The organism is Leucobacter luti, from assembly GCF_050310065.1.
Classification (GTDB): Bacteria; Actinomycetota; Actinomycetes; order Actinomycetales; family Microbacteriaceae; genus Leucobacter; species Leucobacter luti_B.
Genome location: NZ_CP190007.1, coordinates 1,892,951 through 1,910,000, shown reverse-complemented (window position 1 = coordinate 1,910,000; position 17,050 = coordinate 1,892,951). Strand labels below are relative to the sequence as shown.

Here is a 17,050-nt window from a genome sequence, read left to right as displayed (position 1 = left end):
CTGATTGCGTGTTCAAATCTGCGGCGTTCACGAGAGGTTGAGCGCGAAGCTCGCCACCCCAGCGGCAATTGCGCCGCCGATGAGCGGGCCAACGACTGGCACCCAAGCGTATCCCCAGTCGCTGGATCCCTTCCCCTTGATCGGGAGAATCGCGTGTGCGATGCGGGGACCGAGGTCACGCGCCGGGTTGATCGCGTAGCCCGTCGGACCACCGAGGGAGGCGCCGATGCCGACGACGAGGAGCGCGACCGGGATCGCCGTGAGCGGCCCGAGCCCGCCGGGGGTGCCGACCTCGATGTCGCCGTAATCCGCGAAGGCGAAGATGACGAACACGAGCACGAACGTGCCGATGATCTCGGTCACGAGGTTGGCGCCGTACGAACGGATCGCGGGCCCGGTGGAAAAGACGCCGAGCTTTGCTGCCGGATCCTCCTCCGCGTCGAAGTGCTGGCGGTACGCGGCCCAGCACAGGATCGCGCCGAGAATGGCGCCGACGAGCTGCGCGGCAATGGCCACGAGGAACTGCATGATCACGATCTTGCCCGCGAGCAGGAGCCCGAGGGAGACCGCGGGGTTGAGCTGCGCGCCCGAGTAGGCCGAGACGAGCACACCGGCGAACACCGCGAGGCCCCAGCCCCAGTTCACCATGAGGAAGCCGCCGGAGTTGCCCTTCGTCTTCGTGAGCGCCACGTTTGCGACGACGCCGCAACCGAGGAGCACGAGCATGCCTGTTCCGACGACTTCTGAGAGGAAGTACAGGCCGAGATTCACATCAGTCATGTCTGCCATTCACCTTTCTGTGGATGCCCGGCGGCTCCGTCTCCGCAGCCCCGGGGATGTGCGGCGTACGCCGCGCGGCCGTCAACCATTGACGCCCGTCGTTTCTCACACACGTTCTGTCACGAACTGTGCCGCCTCCTTTGCGGTCACGTCGATGAGATGGTGTTCGAGCAGGATCGCCGCGGCGCGACGCACCTCAGCGTCGACCGTGTCGGGATCCCACCCGAGCGAGTCTGCGACCGCTTCCGCGACCTCGCGGAGCGCCGTCGTCGTGAGCCCGCCGACGAAGGCGAGCGAGGTGCGCCGCATGAGCACGTCGTCGAGGTGCACGACCTGCTCCTCAGCGGCGAGGTGCGCGAGCTCGGCCTGGAAGTAGCCGGGCGCGTGGACGAGCGGGCTCGCTCCCGCAGGAATGACCTCCAGCACCTCCTCGGCGCGCGTACCGTAGCGTTCGAGCATCGTCTCAACGAGCGCGGCGGGGTGCTCCCCCGCGCGCGTCAGGATCCAGTTGCCGCGATCGCGCTCCGTGCGCGGGAAACCCGCTCCGCCGCCGATGGGCCTGCCGCTCGTCGACACCTTGCGGGCGGAACCGAGAGCGGCAAGCGCGCGATCCGTCACGTGCTCGGCGAGCGCGCGGAACGTGGTCCACTTGCCGCCGACGACGGTGAGAACGGTGGACCCGTCGCGCTTTGCCTCCTCAATCCGGTAGTCGCGCGACACGAAGCCGGGCGCGAGCTGATCCTGATTCGGGAGCGGGCGGATCCCGGAAAAGGTGTAGACGATCTGGTCGCGACGCACCGGGATCGACGGGAACACCTGGGCGGCGAGCTCGATGAAGTAGTCGACCTCCTCCTCGGTGCAGACGGTGCGCTCGCGCGGATCCGCCTTGATGTCGGTCGTGCCGATGAGCACGCGGTCCTTGAGCGGGTAGATCAGCACGATTCGGCCGTCGGAGTGCTCGAAGAACATCTCGCGGCCGCGCGTCGCCTCGAGGAGCTCGGGGCTGTCGACCACGATGTGGGAGCCCTTCGTGCCGCCCATGAACCGGGTGGCGTCGCCGAGCGCGTCGTTGGTGAGGTCGGCCCAGGATCCCGTCGCGTTGATCACGACCGGGGCGCTGAAGTCGAACTCCTCGCCCGTCGTCTCGTCGCGCAGGCGCACGCCGCCCTTGCTGAGACCGACCGCGGCGGTATAGCTCGCAGCGCGGGCGCGGTCGCCGCCGGCGCGGAGTCCGTCGAAGAGCACGTCGAGGGCGAGCCGCTCCGGATCGTGCATGGAGGCGTCGAAGTAGGTCGCCGTGTAGCGGAACTCCGGGTTCAGGGCCGGCTGCTGGGCGAGCGAGGCCTTACGGCCGCGGAAGCGGTGGCGCGGCACGCTGCCGCCGTCGCGCGAGAAGGTGTCGTAGATCATGAGGCCGACCTTGATGAGCAGCGCCCCGCGCTCGCGCGGCTTGCCGCGGCCGTGGGTGACGAGCAGCCTGAAGGGGGCCGAGAGCACGCCAGAGATCGTGCGGTGGATCGGGATCGTCGTCTGCAGCGGACGAACGTAGTGCGGCGCCGTGCGCAACAGCTCGTTCCGCTCGGCGACCGACTCCTGCACGAGCCGGAACTCGCCATTCTCGAGATACCTGATCCCGCCATGGATCATGTGGCTTGACGCCGAGGAAGCCCCGCTCACGAAGTCGCCGCGCTCGACGAGCGCGACGTCGATGCCCTGCAGCGCGAGGTCACGCAGGATGGCGATGCCGTTGATACCGCCGCCCACCACCAGCACATCTGCTCGCGGATTCTCACGAAGAGCAGTTACGGTATTGCGGTGAAGGTACGACACGGGGAACCACTCTCTTCGTCAATTCGGTCTGTCGTCCACCCAGCGTGAGACCGGCGAAGAGCAAAGGCAACCAGACTGCACATATGTGCAGAAACCCAACCAGGAGAGGCCCTATCGATGTGCGCTGAGTCCCGCACTTCTCGAGAACAGGACGCGCTGCGCGCGGCCCAGCTCTACTACCTGCAAGACCTCACGATGGACGCGATCGCGAGCGAGATGCACGTCTCGCGATCCTCCGTCTCACGGCTCCTCTCAAGGGCACGCGAGACCGGGCTCGTCGAGATCACGGTGCGCTCGTCGCACGAGTCCGGCAGCCGGGTGCAGCGCAGGATCGCCGAGGAGTACGGCGTGAACGTGCACCTGGTGCCGACGCCGAGCGGCGCGAGCGAGGTCGACCGTCTCGAGCGCACCGCCAAGTCGGCTGCACGAATTCTCGCGTCCTACGTCGACCTCAATATGACCATCGGGGTGGCCTGGGGCGCGACGCTCTCGGCCGTCGGCAGGCACCTCCCCGAGAAGCGCACGCACTACACCTCGGTCGTGCAGATGAACGGGGCGGCCAACGTGCGCACGACCGGGATCCCCTACACGAACGAGATCCTGGCGCGCTTCGGATCGGCCTTCAACGCCGACGTGCACCACTTCCCCGTGCCAGCACTCTTCGACAGCCCCGAGACGAAGCAGGCGATGTGGCGCGAGCGCTCGGTCGCCCGCATCGTCGAAATGCAGCGCTCCGTCGACCTCTTCGCCTTCGGGCTCGGCGCCTCCCGGGCCGGCGTGCCGTCGCACGTCTACGCCGGCGGCTACTTCGACGCCGCGGACCTCGAGGAGCTTCAGCGCGAGCGCATCGTCGGCGACTGCGCGACCCTGTTCTACCGCATCGACGGCTCGACCGAGGGGATCACGCTCAACCAGCGCTCAAGCGGCCCTGATCCGGAGGCCGTTCGCGCGATCCCGAAGCGCGTTTGCGTCGTCTCAGGTGTCTCGAAGCTCGCGAGCCTGCGCGGCGCCCTTGCCGCTGGGCTCATCACGGAGCTCGTCATCGACGAGACGGTGGCGCGGCGGCTGCTGGCGTAGGGGCGCGCCCGGGCCAGCTCCGCGCCCGACCCGCGCCCGCTCTTACCCGCCTCTGAGCCGCCGTCGAGTGGGCCCGAAGGCCCCATTCGCGGGCCTGAAAGGGGCGTTAGGGCCGACTCGACCGCGGGAATGGGGCCTTACGGGCGACGCGGGGGCGGCCGCGGGAGTATGGGGGCCCGCATTCCCGCAGGGCCCGTGCTGTGCGCCCGGATCCCCGGCCGCAGCGGGTCGAGTGGGCCCGAAGGCCCCATTCATGGGCCTGAAAGGGGCTTTGCGGCCGACTCGACGGCGCGAATGGGGCGTTAGGGCCAACTCGACGGCGCGAATGGGGCCTTACGGCCGACTCGGGGGCGGCCGCGGGAGGCTGAGGCCCGCACTCCCGCAGGGCCCGGGCGTTGCTCCCGGATCCCCGGCCGCAGCGGGCCGAGTGGGCCCGAAGGCCCCATTGATGGGCCTGAAAGGGGCCTTACGGCCGACTCGACCGCGGGAATGGGGCCTTTCGGCCGACTCGGGGGCGGCCGCGGGAGGATGGGGGCCCGCACTCTCGCAGGGCCCCTGCGTTGCGCCCGGATCCCCGGCCGCAACGGGCCGAGTGGGCTTGAAGGCCCCATTCATGGGCCTGAAAGGGGCCTTACGGCCGACTCGACCGCGGGAATGGGGCCTTACGGCCGACTCGGGCGACTCGGGCGACTCGGGCGCTAGGGGCGGAGCGTGCGGCGCGGGCGCAGCGCGCCGCGCGCGGCGACCAGCGCACCCAGGGCCGCGAGTGCGGCGCCAGCGGCCGCGGCGGGCGGGGGCGCGAGCGGCAGCGAGACAGCGGTCGCGCCCGTGCGGGCGAGTTCCGTCACGCTGTGAGCTGCGGGCGGCCGCGGGGCGGGGTCAGTGCGAGTCACAGGGTCCGGATCCTGATCAGGATCCGGGCCCGGCGGCGGCCCGCTCTCCGCGAGGGTGCCGCTCAGCAGGTAGTTGCCGAGGCTGCCGAAGGAGGCGTAGGCGTTCGCGAGCCAGGATTCGACCGTGCCGGGGTCTCCCTGGCCGACGCCTTCGACAGTGAGCGTGTAGGTGTCGGCGGGCAGCGTCGCGGAGACGGACGCCGCGAGTCCGACCGCCTCGTTGCCCTGCCGGGTCGTCTCCGGCGTGTCGCTCGCGAGCACGCGCCCGGACGCGTCGCTGAGGGTGAGCCGCGTGTCGAGGTTCGGCGCGATGCTCGCCGCGTCGACGCGCGTCGAGAGGCGGCCGCCGGTCGTCGTGAAGGTGTGGGCGTCGCGATCCGCGCTCGTCGAGATCACGCCGGCGACCGAGAAGCTGCCGCCAGCCGGCGAAGGTGCGGCCGGCTCCCCCGGGCCCGGGCCTCCCGGTGCATCCGGGAAGTCGTCGGCGCGGAGCTCGGCCCGGTCGAGGTACTCGAAGCGGAGTGTGAGCGGCACGCCAGTGCCGTCGCACTCGCCGCCCACGCCCACGGAGAGGAAGGAGTCCCCCGGCTGCGGATCCATCTCCTGAGCGCCGCCGAGCGGGCAGAGCGTGCCGGCGTAGCGGGAGCCGTTCGGGAGCGTGCTCCACAGGTAGAAGTGCAGGGCCGCGGAGCGATCGGTGATCACCGCGAGGTCGTCCTCGGTGTTGCTCGCGTTCGCGTACTCACCCTTGGACCACTGGCTCAGCGGAACTGTGTACGCCGCCCCCATGGTGGGGGCCCAGATCCCGCAGCACGGCCAGTAATACTCCTGATCCGCGTAGCCATCGTGAGCGAGGCCGAAGTTGTGTCCCGCCTCGTGCGCTGCGCGCTCCGCCACGGTCTTCACCCACTCGGCGGGCGGCGTATCCGCCTCGTACGCGTTGCCGAAGACATACGCGGGCGACTGGTAGAGGGAGCCCGTACCACCGAGCATCGCGATCCCGCCTTTGTCGCGCGCATCGGGATACACGTCCTCGCCCGAGGACGTGATGACGATGTGAGATCCGTAGCGCTCGTCGTCATCCGAGCTCTTCACCAGGTCGCCCGGGGCAGGCTTGGCGGTCGTCACGTTCACGTCGAACGGCGCGAAGTCTTCCGCGACGCTCGCCCACAGCAGCCATTCGAGCTCGGGATCCCGGTGGAGCGCCGGGGCGAAGTCAAGCACGTCGATGCCCGCGAGCTCGTTCCAGATCGATTCGACGACCCGTTCGCCGTCGAAGTCGAGGAAGATCGTGACGGGCGCCCCAGGCCTGGACCCGCCAACGGGGTCGCCCGGGATCGCGGCTCCCTCGGGCGCGGCGGCCGGATCCTGACCGGGGCCTGGCTCGGCCCCAGACTCCTCGAGCGCGACGATGCCCGTGCTCGGCGGCTCAGGATCGATCACCACGAGGAATCCGCCGTCGACCACCCGGAGCTCGCCGCGTGTCTCCGCCTCGCGGATCGCCTCCGGCGTCCTCCCGGACCGCTGCGCGTCGAGCTCGGAGAGATCCGACGCCGCAATTGGCGCAGGATCAGGACCGCCCTCGACCGCCGCCGCGGCGCCCGGCGAGGCGATGAGCAGTACCGCGCCGAGCGCGGCGGCGCACGCGAGTGCTGCTCCTTTTCCCCGTGCTGCCCCTTTTCCCCGTGCAGCCCAGCGCGTGCCCTGTCCCATGCGTCCCCCGGTTTCAGCATCGCGCAGAGCGACACCCTGAGAAAACTAGCATTCCGACCAACATTGATCAATGTCTATGCTGAAAGAAGTAATCCCGGATCGGTCGCAGAAACGGCCGTGCCCCGATCCTCTCGAGGAGGACCGGGGCACGGCCGTTCGTGACGCGCTAGGCCTTAGAGAGCGGCCTTGCTGCGACGGAGTGCCAGCGCACCAGCGCCAGCGCCCGCTGCGAGGAGCGCGATCGCGCCGAGCGCGAGGCCCGCCATCGAATCGCCACCCGTAGTCGGGAGCTCGCCGTCGCCACCGCCGCCGTTGCCGCCGCCGTTACCGCCGCCACCGCCGCCGCCTGCGCCGACGACCGCGAAGGTCACGTGGTTCGACTCGCCGGAGACCTGGCCGTCGAGGGCCTGCGTCGCGAGCACGGTGTACTCGCCGACCGGCAGGACGCCGAGGTCGAGGCTCCAGGTACCGTCTGCGGCCACGGTGGCCTCGCCGACGACCGCGGTGCCGCCTGCGCGGGTGTAGGTGACGGTGACCGTAGCACCAGCGACGCCCTTACCGGTGACCGTGACAGCCTTGCCCTCGTCCACGTTCGCGACGGGGTTCACGACCGGCGCCGGGATGTTGACGTTGATCTTGACCGCCGCGGAGCTGCCGTCGACATCCTGCGTTGCCTTGATGTCGAAGGTGCCGTAGTTCGAGACGGGCACGTCCGCGGTCCAGTTGCCATCGGCACCGACGAGCACGTCGCCGACGCCGTCGGGGCCCGCAACCGTGATGGTCGCGCCGGGCTCGCCCTTACCGGTGACCTTGAGCGTGCCGGCCGGAACCGTCGCGCCGTCGGCCGGCGAGGTGATGGTCACGGGAGCGATTGCCGCCTCGGCCGGAGCCGCGGTGCCGGAGAGCGTGTAGTTGCCCAGGCTGCCGTAGTCGCTGTAGCCGTCGGATCCCGCGGGGGTCGCCGAGCCCGGATCGCCCGCGCCGACACCGTCAACCGTGAGGTAGTACGCACCAGCTGCGAGGCCCGTGGCCGAGAGAGAAGCGTCAAGGCCGGTGGCCTTCGTGTCGCTGTCGCGCGTCGCGGCCGGATCGTTCTCGGCCACCGTGGCGCCGCTCGAGTCGGTCAGCGTGAGCTTCGCGTCGAGGTTCGGGCTGATCTCAGCGACATCCACCTGGGCCGTGAGCTCGCCACCGGCGGTGTTCACGCGGAACACGTCGACGTCTGCGCGGTTGATGATGACACCCTCCGCCTCGAAGCTGCCGGACGCGTTGTCAACGACCGTGGCCGATGCGGCATCGTTGCCCACCGAGTCGGCACGCGCGTCGGCGCGGTCCGTGTACTCGAAGTTCAGCGTGATCATGGCACCCGTGCCGTCGCACCTGTTTTCAGCGTTGGGCACCTGCCACTGGTCGCCCGGCTTCGGGTTCTGCGGGTCGGCATCGCCGAGCGGGCAGACGGATTTGCCCGTGTAGGGCTGGCCGTCAAGCGTCGCACCGGTAAAGACGTAGCTGGCCGCGCTTCGATCGGTGATGACCGCAAGATCGTCTTGCTTGTTCGTGGCTCCTGCATAGTCGCCGATCGACCACTGAGACACGGGAGCGTGGTACACCGCGCCCATGACGGGGCCCCAGAGGCCACCCTCAGGGTTGAAGTACTCCTTGCTCCCGATCCCGTCGTGCTCGAGGCCGAAGTTGTGGCCGGCCTCGTGCGAGGCGGCCTCTGCGACGGACTTCGCGGGCGCCTGCGAGGGGTCGCCCGCCATCGCCGAGGCGAAGACGAATGCCGGGGAAAGGTAGTGCGAGCCCGCTCCGCTGAGGAAGGCGATGCCACCGGAGCCCTCGGCCTGTCCGAGAACGTCGGAGTAGGAATCGGTGATGACCACGTGCGAGCCGAAGACCGCGTCGTCGGCCGACGACTTGAAGAGGCCCTCGGGGCCGGGGTTCGTCGTCGTCACGTTGACGTTGAAGGGAGCGTAGTCCTCGGCGACTGCTGCCCAGACCTCCTTCTGGTACGCGGCGTCCGCGGCGCTCGCGGCCGCAAACGTCATCGACGCCTTGTCCTCTGTGCGGTTCCACTCGGTGCCCTCGACGGTCTCGCCGTCGAAGTCGAGGTAGATCGTGACCGGGGCGCCCGGCAGCGAGCCCGCAGCGGGATCGCCGGGGATCGGCGCGGCCTTCGACGCGGTGCGCAGCTCCACGCTGTTGGCCCGCTGCGCGAGCTCTTCGTCAAGATGAATGACGTGCCCACCGTCGGTCACCTTGATGTACCGCTTGGCTTCCTCGCTCCTCAGGAGCGCCTCAGTCTTGCCCGTGAGGGCTTCGGCAGCTTCGTACTTATTAACAGCGACGAGTTCCGTGGGCGCCTCAGCCGCGGGCTCGGTCGCGTTGGCGGCGAGGCCAGCACCTCCGAGCGTCATGGCGCCGATACCGACGGTTGCTGCGGTCACTGCTGACCATGTGCGGAGTTGTCTCTTCATTAGTCCCCAATGTGTTGCTGGCTTGAGTACCAGTTGGCATTCCTATGAGAACGTAACATCTTCATAGACTTCTCGCAGCTTTCAGATTGGTTAACTACGATATTTGTATAAATAAACAACGGCCGATGCCGATGTGACCCTCTCGTCGCACGGCCGGAAGGGGGCCACAATGACCGCGCAAAATGATGGGCAGACCAGGAAGAATCGCACCGCACTCATCGTCATTGGGGCGCTGGTGCTGGCCGCGGCGGCGGTCTTCGTCACATTTCAACTTCTGTCCACCGCCGCGGACAATAGTGGTGCAGATGGTCACGCGAGCGCGGGTGATCAGACGACGACCACCCCCGATTCCGGCGGCGACCAGTCCAAGGAGGACGACGTGACCCAGAGCCCGACCCCCACTCCCGCTCCCGGCGGCGGCTTCCTGCCGGAGAAAATGAACGGCCAGGAGGCCATCGACGCGCTCGGCGACAACATCGACGCCGTCGCCAAGAAGAACGGCAAGACCACCGAGGAGCTGAAAGACCTGCTCCTGCGAAACAAGACGGCGTTCGTCACGCCGAGCGGCCACCTCGTCTACCTCGACAACGCGAAGCCGTAGACCGCCCGAGCGACGGGAGTAGGGCGTGCGGGACTTGAACCCGCGACCGACGGATTATGAGTCCGCTGCTCTAACCGACTGAGCTAACGCCCCGCGCAACCGCTCCAGCATAGCGAATCCGGGCGCTCAGCCGCGGCGAGACCGCCGCACGCTGATGATCCGGGCAAGCCGGCGCGCCGGACCCGTGAGGAAGAGGATGAGCAGCGCCCAGTAGCCGACGCTCGGGAAGAGCGCCGCGATCACGCCTGCGATCAGGAAGAACAGCGCGTTGACGGCCGCACCGATGATACCCTCGCGCGAGGTGGCACGAGAGATCCGGTGCAGATCGGGGTGCCTGAGCAGATACCACCTGATGAACAACCAGATCAGCTGCGTCGCGAACATGCTGCCGACGTAGATCCTCACCATGACGGAATCGTGCGCCGAGCCCTGGCCCGTGAGCGCCGTCGCGACGGGGAGCCACACGATCGAAAGCAGCCAGAGCAGCGTGAGCCAGAGCAGGCCGTTGCTCATGCGGTCGACCTGGTCGAAGACGCGGTGGTGTCCGAGCCAGAAGAAGCCGATAATCGTGAAGCTCAGCACGAAGGTGAAGAGCTGCGACGCGTGCGCGTCGAACCACTCCACGGTCGAGAGCCCCTCGGCGTCGAGTTCCGTCGCCGACTCCATGAGCGGCAGGATCAGGAGCGTCATCGCGATCGCGATGACGGCGTCCGTGAACGCCTTAGCCCGCTCCGCGGGGAAGGCGCGCTCGAGCGCCCGCAAGCCCGGATCCTGCTCGCTCGCCTCACGCTCAGTCACGGCGCGACCTCCACTCAGTCGATGATGATCGTGGTGCGCTCGGGCGGCGGGCCCTTGCGGAGGCGGAGCGACGCGCGCACGATAAGCACGCCGACGAACAGCATCACGAGGCCGGCGATGACGGCGATGATGCTGAGCGCGACATCGGGCCAGATCAGGGCGACGACGCCCGCGAGCAGCAGCAGGACGCCCGGGATCAGCACGACGGGGCTCCCGCCCGCGACGCGGGCGCCGATCCCGACCCACGCAACGCCGATCACGAGCAGGAGGCCGCCGAGCAGCGTCACGAGCACGCTCGCCGTGACGGGCGCGAACGCCATGGCCACGACGCCGGCGACGATGAGGATCACTCCCCCGAGCACGGAGCCCGGGCCGCCGCGCACGAGCACGGCCAGGCCGTTCGCGATGATCGCGCCGCCGAAAATGACGACGAGCAGCCAGCTTGCGGCGAAGAACGGCCAGATCAAAAGCCCGATGCCCGCGATGATGACGAGGGCGCCGGTTGCGAGCAGCGGCACCCAGGGCGCGCGCGCCACGCCGGCCTCTCGGCTTCGTGAAATGCTCACTCGGACCCCTCCCTGCGCTTGCCGGGGCCGGATCAACCGCCCCCGCGCAGTTCCCAGAGTATGGCACCGCCCTTAGACGAGCCCGCTTTTCGGCGGCTGTTCGCGCAGGGCGTGCGGGCGGCGTGCAGGCGGCGCGCGGTCAGTCGGAGGGATCCGTGCTCTGGAGCGGCTCCGGATCCTTCGCCGCAATCGCCGAGAGCCCCGTCTGCGGGTGGAACTTCGCGAGCCCGACCACCCCGGCGATGGCGACCGCCCCCGAAACGATGAACACGGATACCGCCCAGAGCGGTGCGCCGGCGGCCTCGTCGAGCACCACGATGCCGATGAGGACCGCGACGATCGGATCGATCACGGTGAGCCCGGCGACCACGAGGTCTGGCGGTCCCGAGGAGTACGCGTTCTGCACGAACACCATGCCGAGCAGGGCGCCAGCGATGAGCGCGAGCACGCACGCCCACGTGAGCCACTCGAACTCCCCCTGCATGAGGCGACCGATGACCGACTTCGCGAACGTCGCGACAAAGCCGTACAGCGTGCCCGCACCCACGATGTAGATGATCGCGACCCCACGGTGTCGGAACAGGAGGAACAGCACGATCGCTGCCGTGAACACGACGGCGAAGGTGACCAGGATGACGATGAGCTTACGATCCGTGACCGGCCGGTCTGCCGCCGTGAACGCCGCGATGGTGACGAACGCGACGATGCCGAGCACGGCGATGGCGATCGAGCTCTGCACCCGTTTGCCGAGTTTCACCCCACTCACGCGGGAGTTCAGGATCGACGTGATGATGAGCCCCACGACACCGATCGGTTGCACGATGATGAGCGGCGAGAGCGAGAGCGAGCCGATCTGAAACGCGACCGCGAGGCCGAGGAGCAGTGTGCCGATGACCCACGACGGCCGGCACAGAAGCTTCCTGATGTGCCCGAATGAGAGCCCGGCGCCGGCGCTCGTGCCGACAATGCGCTCGACCTTGTTGAGGCCGCGCGACTGATACTGCGCCCCGAAGGCGAGGAGGGCCGCTCCCACGAGCGCGAGCGGGATTCCGAGGAACTGCTTGGGGTCGAGGGAGGTGACCGCGTCGACCCCCTCGGCGGCCCAGGGGGCCAGAAGACGCAAACTCGCGTCGATCAGGCTCGGTTGCACGAACCCAGACTATCGCTTTGCGCTTCTGTGCCCCCGGACCGCGCGGGCGCGGCGGCTAGTTGCCCCCGCGCATGAGCTCGACGAGGCGGGCGGCCGCGCGCGGGACCTCGTCGTTCACGATGATCTCGTCGAACTCGTCCGCTGCGGCGAGCTCGACCTTCGCGGTCTCGAGCCGGCGCTCGCGCTCGGCCTCGTCCTCGGTGCCGCGGCCGACGAGGCGGTCGACGAGCTCGTCCCAGCTGGGCGGGGCGAGGAACACGAGGCGCGCCTCGGGCATCGAGGCACGCACCTGGCGCGCACCCTGCAGGTCGATCTCGAGGAGCATGATCTCACCGCGCTCCGAGGCCTCCACGACGGGGCCGCGGGGCGTGCCGTAGCGGTGCTGGTTATGCACCGTCGCCCACTCGAGCAGCTCGTCGCCCGCGAGCATGCGGTCGAAGCCCTCGTCGTCGACGAAGAAGTAGTGCGAGCCGTGCACCTCGCCTGGGCGCGGAGCCCGCGTGGTTGCCGAGACTGAAAGCTTCACCTCGGGGTAGTGCTCACGAACGAACGCGGCCACGGTGCCCTTGCCGACCGCGGTCGGGCCTGCAAGCACCGTGAGCGGCGGGCGTGAGCCCGCGCGGCCCGAACCCGTACGCTCGCGCACGAAGCGCTCCAGCCGATCGCGCTGCAACTTTCCGAGGCCCCCCAGCCGCTTGCGATCCGAAATCTCCAGATCCGTGCGGATCCGCTCCGCCTTCACCGCGCCAATGGCGGGGAAGGACAGCAGGAAATCGGTGATCCTCAACGAGGCTTCAGGCGTGCCAGGCACCCTCGATTGCTCGAGAACGCGCAACGGCGAGACCTCCCCCGAGCGGAGTTTCCGCTTGAGCTCGGCCCTGGCCTGTCGAGCAGCGATCGCCGCGCGGTTCGCGGCGATCCTGTCGACCTCGGGCATCGTACGTTCGGTCGTTTCCCCACTACCGTTCATCGTGCTCATCCCTTTACATGAATTGACTACGCCCGACGGTCGTCGAGCGCAGCGGCGATTGCCGCGGCTCGGTCCCCGATCCTCGCCGCCAGCCCCTGCGGGCCGCCACCGAGAATGCTGCGGGACTCATTAGCGAGCAACGCGTGCCCAATCCCCCCGAAGAGCTCGCGTGCGTCCTCCACGCGCCCGCCCTGATGGCCGAAACCGGGGGCGAGCACGGGGAGCGAAGGACCGTCCGGCTGGCTGCCGGTGTCGATCCCAAAGTCCTGCAAGTCGAGTGTCGCCCCCAACACGACACCGACGGATCCTACGGCCTCCCCCCAGGCCACGGAAGCATTCCATGCAACCGCGTCATCAACAATAGTCGCTGCAACCGTGCGCCCGTCAGGAGTTTTGGCACGCTGTATATCGCGCGCTTCCGGATTTGACGTCGCTGCCAGCACGAACAGGCCTTTTCCGTCGTTCTGCACGCGATCGAGGGCACCTGCGAGTGTGCCGAATCCCTGATAAGCGGCCACGGTCATGGCGTCAGACTCGAGCGGAGACCCCGGCGCGAGCCACGCGTCGGCGTACGCGGCAAAGCTCGTGCCGATATCGCCGCGCTTCACATCGGCGACGACGAGCACGCCGGCCGAGCGCGCCTCGGCGAGCACTCGCTCGAGCGCGACATAGCCGGCGGAGCCGAAACGCTCGAAGAAGGCGATCTGCGGCTTGACGCACGCGGCGACCCCCGCAGCCGCGGCAACGACCTCCCGGCCCATCCGCTCGGCGCCGTCGGCGTCGTCCGCGAGGCCCCAGTCAGCGAGAAGCTGGGCGTGCGGGTCGATGCCCGCACACAGGTGCCGGCCCGCGGCGAACTCCGCCGCGAGCCGGGAACCGAACGTCGAGGACGTCATCGTGCGGCAGCCTCCCGGGCCGCAACCCGATCCGCCTCGTACTCCTGCAGGGACTTCACGTCGAAGCCGCCGCGCTGGGCGGACACGGCGCCGACCGCCGCCGAGAGCTCTGACACGGTCGTGAAGATCGGCTTGTCCGCCGCGACAGCCGCCGCGCGGATCTCGTAGCCGTCCGCGCGGGCCGAGCTGCCCGACGGGGTGTTCACGATCATGTCCACCTCTCCCCGATTGATGAGATCAACGATCGTATCGCCCTCAACTTGGAGCGAGTGCTTGCGCACGACCTCGGACTCGATTCCATTGCGGCCGAGCACGACCTGAGTGCCCTGAGTCGCAAGGATCCGGTAGCCCAGCTCCTGCAGGCGGAGCGCAGGCAGCACGATCGAGCGCTTGTCGCGATCCGCCACCGAGAGGAACACGGTGCCCGACTTCGGCAGCTCGCTGCCCGCGGCCGACTGGCTCTTCGCGAAGGCCGTCGGGAAGTCCCGATCCATGCCCATGACCTCGCCCGTCGAGCGCATCTCCGGCCCGAGCAGCGAGTCGACCACGAGGCCCTCGTGCGTGCGGAAGCGCTTGAACGGGAGCACCGCCTCCTTGACCGCGATGGGGGCGTCGATCGGGGCGCGCGAACCGTCGCGCTCCGGCAGGAAGCCCTGATCGATAAGTTGCTGGATCGACTCCCCCGCCATGATCCGCGAGGCGGCCTTCGCGAGCGGGATCCCGAGCGCCTTCGAAACGAACGGCACCGTGCGCGAGGCGCGCGGGTTGGCCTCGAGCACGTAGAGCACGCCCTGGCCGATCGCGAACTGGACATTCAGGAGACCGCGCACGCCGAGACCCGCGGCGATCCCGAGCGTCGCCTCGCGCACCTCGGCGATCTGGTCGTGGCCGAGCGTGACGGGCGGCAGAGTGCAGCTCGAGTCACCCGAGTGCACGCCGGCCTCCTCGATGTGCTCCATGACGCCGCCGACGTAGAGCTGCTCGCCGTCGTAGAGGGCGTCGACGTCGATCTCGATCGCGTCGTCGAGGAAGCGATCGACGAGGAGCGGGTGGCCCGGGCCGACGAGCGCGTGGCCCTCGATCCGCTCGAAGTAGCCGTGCAGGCTCGCCGTGTCGTACACGATCTCCATGCCGCGGCCGCCGAGCACGAACGACGGGCGGACGAGCACGGGGTAGCCGATCTCCTCGGCGATCCGGATCGCGCCTTCCTCGTCGATCGCCGTGCCGTTGCGCGGGGCGACGAGGCCTGCGCGCTCGAGGATGCCGGCGAACGCGCCGCGCTCCTCCGCGAGGTCGATCGCCTCGGGCGTCGTGCCGAGGATCGGCACGCCAGCGTCCTTGAGCGGCTGCGCGAGGCCGAGGGCCGTCTGCCCGCCGAGCTGCACGACCACGCCGAGGAGTTCGCCCGATGCGCGCTCCGCGTGGATGACCTCGAGCACGTCCTCGAGCGTGAGCGGCTCGAAGTAGAGGCGATCCGAGGTGTCGTAGTCGGTCGAGACGGTCTCGGGATTGCAGTTGATCATGATCGTCTCGTAGCCCGCCTCGGAGAGCGCGAACGAGGCGTGCACGCACGAGTAGTCGAACTCGACACCCTGGCCGATGCGGTTGGGACCGGATCCCAGGATCACGACCTTCTTGCGGTCGGACGGGGTGACCTCGGTCTCGAGGTCGTACGAGGAGTAGTGGTACGGCGTGAGCGCGGGGAACTCGCCGGCGCACGTGTCGACCGTCTTGTAGACGGGGCGCAGGCCGAGCCCGTGGCGGAGGCCGCGGATCTCCGACTCTGAGACGCCGCGGATCGCCGCGATCTGGGCGTCGGAGAAGCCGTGATCCTTCGCCTCGCGCAGCACGTCGAGCGTGAGCTGATCCGCCGTGCGCACCTGCTCGGCGACCTCGTTGATGAGCTGGATCTGATCGAGGAACCAGGGATCGATCGCGGTCGACTCGAACACCTGCTCGATCGTCGCGCCGAGGCGGAGCGCTTGCTGCACGTCGACGATCCGGCCGTCCGTGGGGCGCTTGATCGTCTCGAGCAGCTCCGCGACCGGGCGGTTCTCCTCGCCCCAGTGGAACGAGGTGCCGCGCTTCTCGAGCGAGCGCAGCGACTTCTGCAGCGCGGTCGTGAAGTTGCGGCCGATCGCCATCGCCTCACCGACCGACTTCATGGTCGTCGTCAGCGTGTCGTCGGCAGCGGGGAACTTCTCGAACGCGAAGCGCGGCGCCTTCACGACGACGTAGTCGATCGTGGGCTCGAAGCTCGCGGGCGTCTTCTGCGTGATGTCGTTCGGGATCTCGTCGAGGCGGTAGCCGATCGCGAGCTTCGCGGCGATCTTCGCGATCGGGAAGCCCGTGGCCTTCGACGCGAGCGCCGAGGAGCGCGAGACGCGGGGGTTCATCTCGATGACGATGATCCGGCCGGTCCGGGGGTCGACCGCGAACTGGATGTTGCAGCCGCCCGTATCGACGCCCACCGAGCGGATGATCTCGATGCCGATGTCGCGGAGCTTCTGGAACTCGCGGTCCGTGAGGGTGAGCGCCGGCGCGACCGTGATCGAGTCGCCCGTGTGCACGCCCACGGCGTCGACGTTCTCGATCGAGCAGACGACGACCGTGTTGTCGGACTGGTCGCGCATGAGCTCGAGCTCATACTCCTTCCAGCCGAGGATCGACTCCTCGAGGAGCACCTCGGTGGTCGGGCTGTAGTGGAGGCCGTCGCCCGCGATGCGCACGAGCTCCTCCTCCGTGTACGCGAAGCCGGAGCCGAGGCCGCCCATCGTGAAGGAGGGGCGCACCACGAGCGGGTAGCCGAGATCCTTCGCGAACTCCTTCGCCTCCTCGAGCGTGTGCGCGATGTGCGAGCGCGCGACGTCGGCGCCGGCCTCGATCACGAGCTCCTTGAAGATCTGGCGATCCTCGCCGCGCTGGATCGCGTCGACCTTCGCGCCGATCAGCTCGACGCCGTGGCGCTCCAGGATCCCCTGCTCGTGCAGCGCCATGGCCGCGTTGAGCGCGGTCTGGCCGCCGAGGGTCGGGAGGATCGCGTCGGGGCGCTCCTTGATGATGATCGACTCGATCACCTCGGGGGTGATCGGCTCGACGTAGGTCGCGTCGGCGAAGTCGGGGTCGGTCATGATCGTCGCGGGGTTCGAGTTCACGAGGATGACGCGGACGCCCTCCTCGCGGAGCACGCGGCACGCCTGGGTGCCCGAGTAGTCGAACTCGCAGGCCTGGCCGATGACGATCGGGCCGGAGCCGATGACGAGGACGGAATTGATGTCTGAACGCTTGGGCATGTGGCT

Annotated in this window: 12 protein-coding genes and 1 tRNA gene; 2 read left to right on the top strand and 11 right to left on the bottom strand. The window is 68.9% G+C overall.

Annotated features, from left to right (window positions below; all coding sequences use genetic code 11):
• Nucleotides 1–27 precede the first annotated feature (27 nt).
• Together ACOPJ3_RS08740 and ACOPJ3_RS08735 are read right to left on the bottom strand one after the other, a co-directional pair.
• Nucleotides 28–780, bottom strand: coding sequence for an MIP/aquaporin family protein (locus ACOPJ3_RS08740; RefSeq protein WP_427868802.1), 753 nt, complete (start codon nt 778–780; stop codon nt 28–30).
• 105 nt (nt 781–885) lie between these two features.
• Nucleotides 886–2,550, bottom strand: a complete 1,665-nt coding sequence (locus tag ACOPJ3_RS08735; protein WP_427871197.1) for a glycerol-3-phosphate dehydrogenase/oxidase — start codon at nt 2,548–2,550, stop codon at nt 886–888.
• A 177-nt stretch (nt 2,551–2,727) separates the two neighbouring features.
• On the opposite strand from ACOPJ3_RS08735, the gene ACOPJ3_RS08730 reads away from it, so the two are divergent.
• Nucleotides 2,728–3,687, top strand: a complete 960-nt coding sequence (locus ACOPJ3_RS08730; RefSeq protein WP_427868801.1) for a sugar-binding transcriptional regulator — start codon at nt 2,728–2,730, stop codon at nt 3,685–3,687.
• Between the two features lie 698 nt (nt 3,688–4,385).
• Here the strand turns inward: ACOPJ3_RS08730 and ACOPJ3_RS08725 are convergent.
• Both ACOPJ3_RS08725 and ACOPJ3_RS08720 read right to left on the bottom strand, forming a co-directional pair.
• Complete coding sequence (locus tag ACOPJ3_RS08725; RefSeq protein ID WP_427868800.1) at nt 4,386–6,293, bottom strand: zinc-dependent metalloprotease family protein; 1,908 nt, start codon at nt 6,291–6,293, stop codon at nt 4,386–4,388.
• Nucleotides 6,294–6,466: 173 nt separating this feature from the next.
• The gene (locus ACOPJ3_RS08720; protein ID WP_427868799.1) at nt 6,467–8,740 is read right to left on the bottom strand and encodes a zinc-dependent metalloprotease family protein; all 2,274 of its coding nucleotides are present in this window, start codon (nt 8,738–8,740) and stop codon (nt 6,467–6,469) included.
• A gap of 199 nt (nt 8,741–8,939) precedes the next feature.
• Here ACOPJ3_RS08720 and ACOPJ3_RS08715 point away from each other — a divergent pair, with 199 nt between their 5' ends.
• Complete coding sequence (locus ACOPJ3_RS08715) at nt 8,940–9,371, top strand: hypothetical protein (RefSeq protein WP_427868798.1); 432 nt, start codon at nt 8,940–8,942, stop codon at nt 9,369–9,371.
• A gap of 19 nt (nt 9,372–9,390) precedes the next feature.
• Here ACOPJ3_RS08715 and ACOPJ3_RS08710 read toward each other — a convergent pair.
• The 7 genes from ACOPJ3_RS08710 to carB form a co-directional block, all read right to left on the bottom strand.
• Nucleotides 9,391–9,464 (bottom strand) — tRNA-Ile (locus ACOPJ3_RS08710).
• Nucleotides 9,465–9,497: 33 nt separating this feature from the next.
• Nucleotides 9,498–10,169 carry a TMEM175 family protein gene (locus tag ACOPJ3_RS08705; RefSeq protein ID WP_427868797.1) on the bottom strand — a complete coding sequence of 224 codons (672 nt, stop codon included), beginning with the start codon at nt 10,167–10,169 and terminating at the stop codon, nt 9,498–9,500.
• 14 nt (nt 10,170–10,183) lie between these two features.
• Nucleotides 10,184–10,735 carry a DUF308 domain-containing protein gene (locus tag ACOPJ3_RS08700; RefSeq protein ID WP_427868796.1) on the bottom strand — a complete coding sequence of 184 codons (552 nt, stop codon included), beginning with the start codon at nt 10,733–10,735 and terminating at the stop codon, nt 10,184–10,186.
• Between the two features lie 139 nt (nt 10,736–10,874).
• Nucleotides 10,875–11,885 carry a DMT family transporter gene (locus tag ACOPJ3_RS08695; protein WP_427868795.1) on the bottom strand — a complete coding sequence of 337 codons (1,011 nt, stop codon included), beginning with the start codon at nt 11,883–11,885 and terminating at the stop codon, nt 10,875–10,877.
• Nucleotides 11,886–11,940: 55 nt separating this feature from the next.
• Entirely contained in the window at nt 11,941–12,855 is a 915-nt protein-coding gene (gmk, locus tag ACOPJ3_RS08690; RefSeq protein WP_427868794.1) for a guanylate kinase, read from the bottom strand.
• 26 nt (nt 12,856–12,881) lie between these two features.
• Nucleotides 12,882–13,751: an orotidine-5'-phosphate decarboxylase gene (gene pyrF, locus ACOPJ3_RS08685; protein ID WP_427868793.1), complete on the bottom strand. Its 870-nt coding sequence runs from the start codon at nt 13,749–13,751 to the stop codon at nt 12,882–12,884.
• A complete protein-coding gene (gene carB / locus ACOPJ3_RS08680; RefSeq protein WP_427868792.1) occupies nt 13,748–17,044 on the bottom strand; it encodes a carbamoyl-phosphate synthase large subunit in 3,297 nt (1,098 codons plus the stop codon). The genes pyrF and carB overlap by 4 nt, the downstream gene beginning before the upstream one ends.
• Between the last annotated feature and the right edge of the window lie 6 nt (nt 17,045–17,050).

What these genes read in the sequence shown, in the direction of transcription:
- ACOPJ3_RS08740 (WP_427868802.1), bottom strand. Translation starts at nt 780, where the DNA reads ATGACTGATGTGAATCTCGGCCTGTACTTCCTCTCAGAAGTCGTCGGA.
- ACOPJ3_RS08730 (WP_427868801.1), top strand. Translation starts at nt 2,728, where the DNA reads ATGTGCGCTGAGTCCCGCACTTCTCGAGAACAGGACGCGCTGCGCGCG.
- ACOPJ3_RS08725 (WP_427868800.1), bottom strand. Translation starts at nt 6,293, where the DNA reads ATGGGACAGGGCACGCGCTGGGCTGCACGGGGAAAAGGGGCAGCACGG.
- ACOPJ3_RS08715 (WP_427868798.1), top strand. Translation starts at nt 8,940, where the DNA reads ATGACCGCGCAAAATGATGGGCAGACCAGGAAGAATCGCACCGCACTC.
- gmk (WP_427868794.1), bottom strand. Translation starts at nt 12,855, where the DNA reads ATGAACGGTAGTGGGGAAACGACCGAACGTACGATGCCCGAGGTCGAC.
- pyrF (WP_427868793.1), bottom strand. Translation starts at nt 13,751, where the DNA reads ATGACGTCCTCGACGTTCGGTTCCCGGCTCGCGGCGGAGTTCGCCGCG.
- carB (WP_427868792.1), bottom strand. Translation starts at nt 17,044, where the DNA reads ATGCCCAAGCGTTCAGACATCAATTCCGTCCTCGTCATCGGCTCCGGC.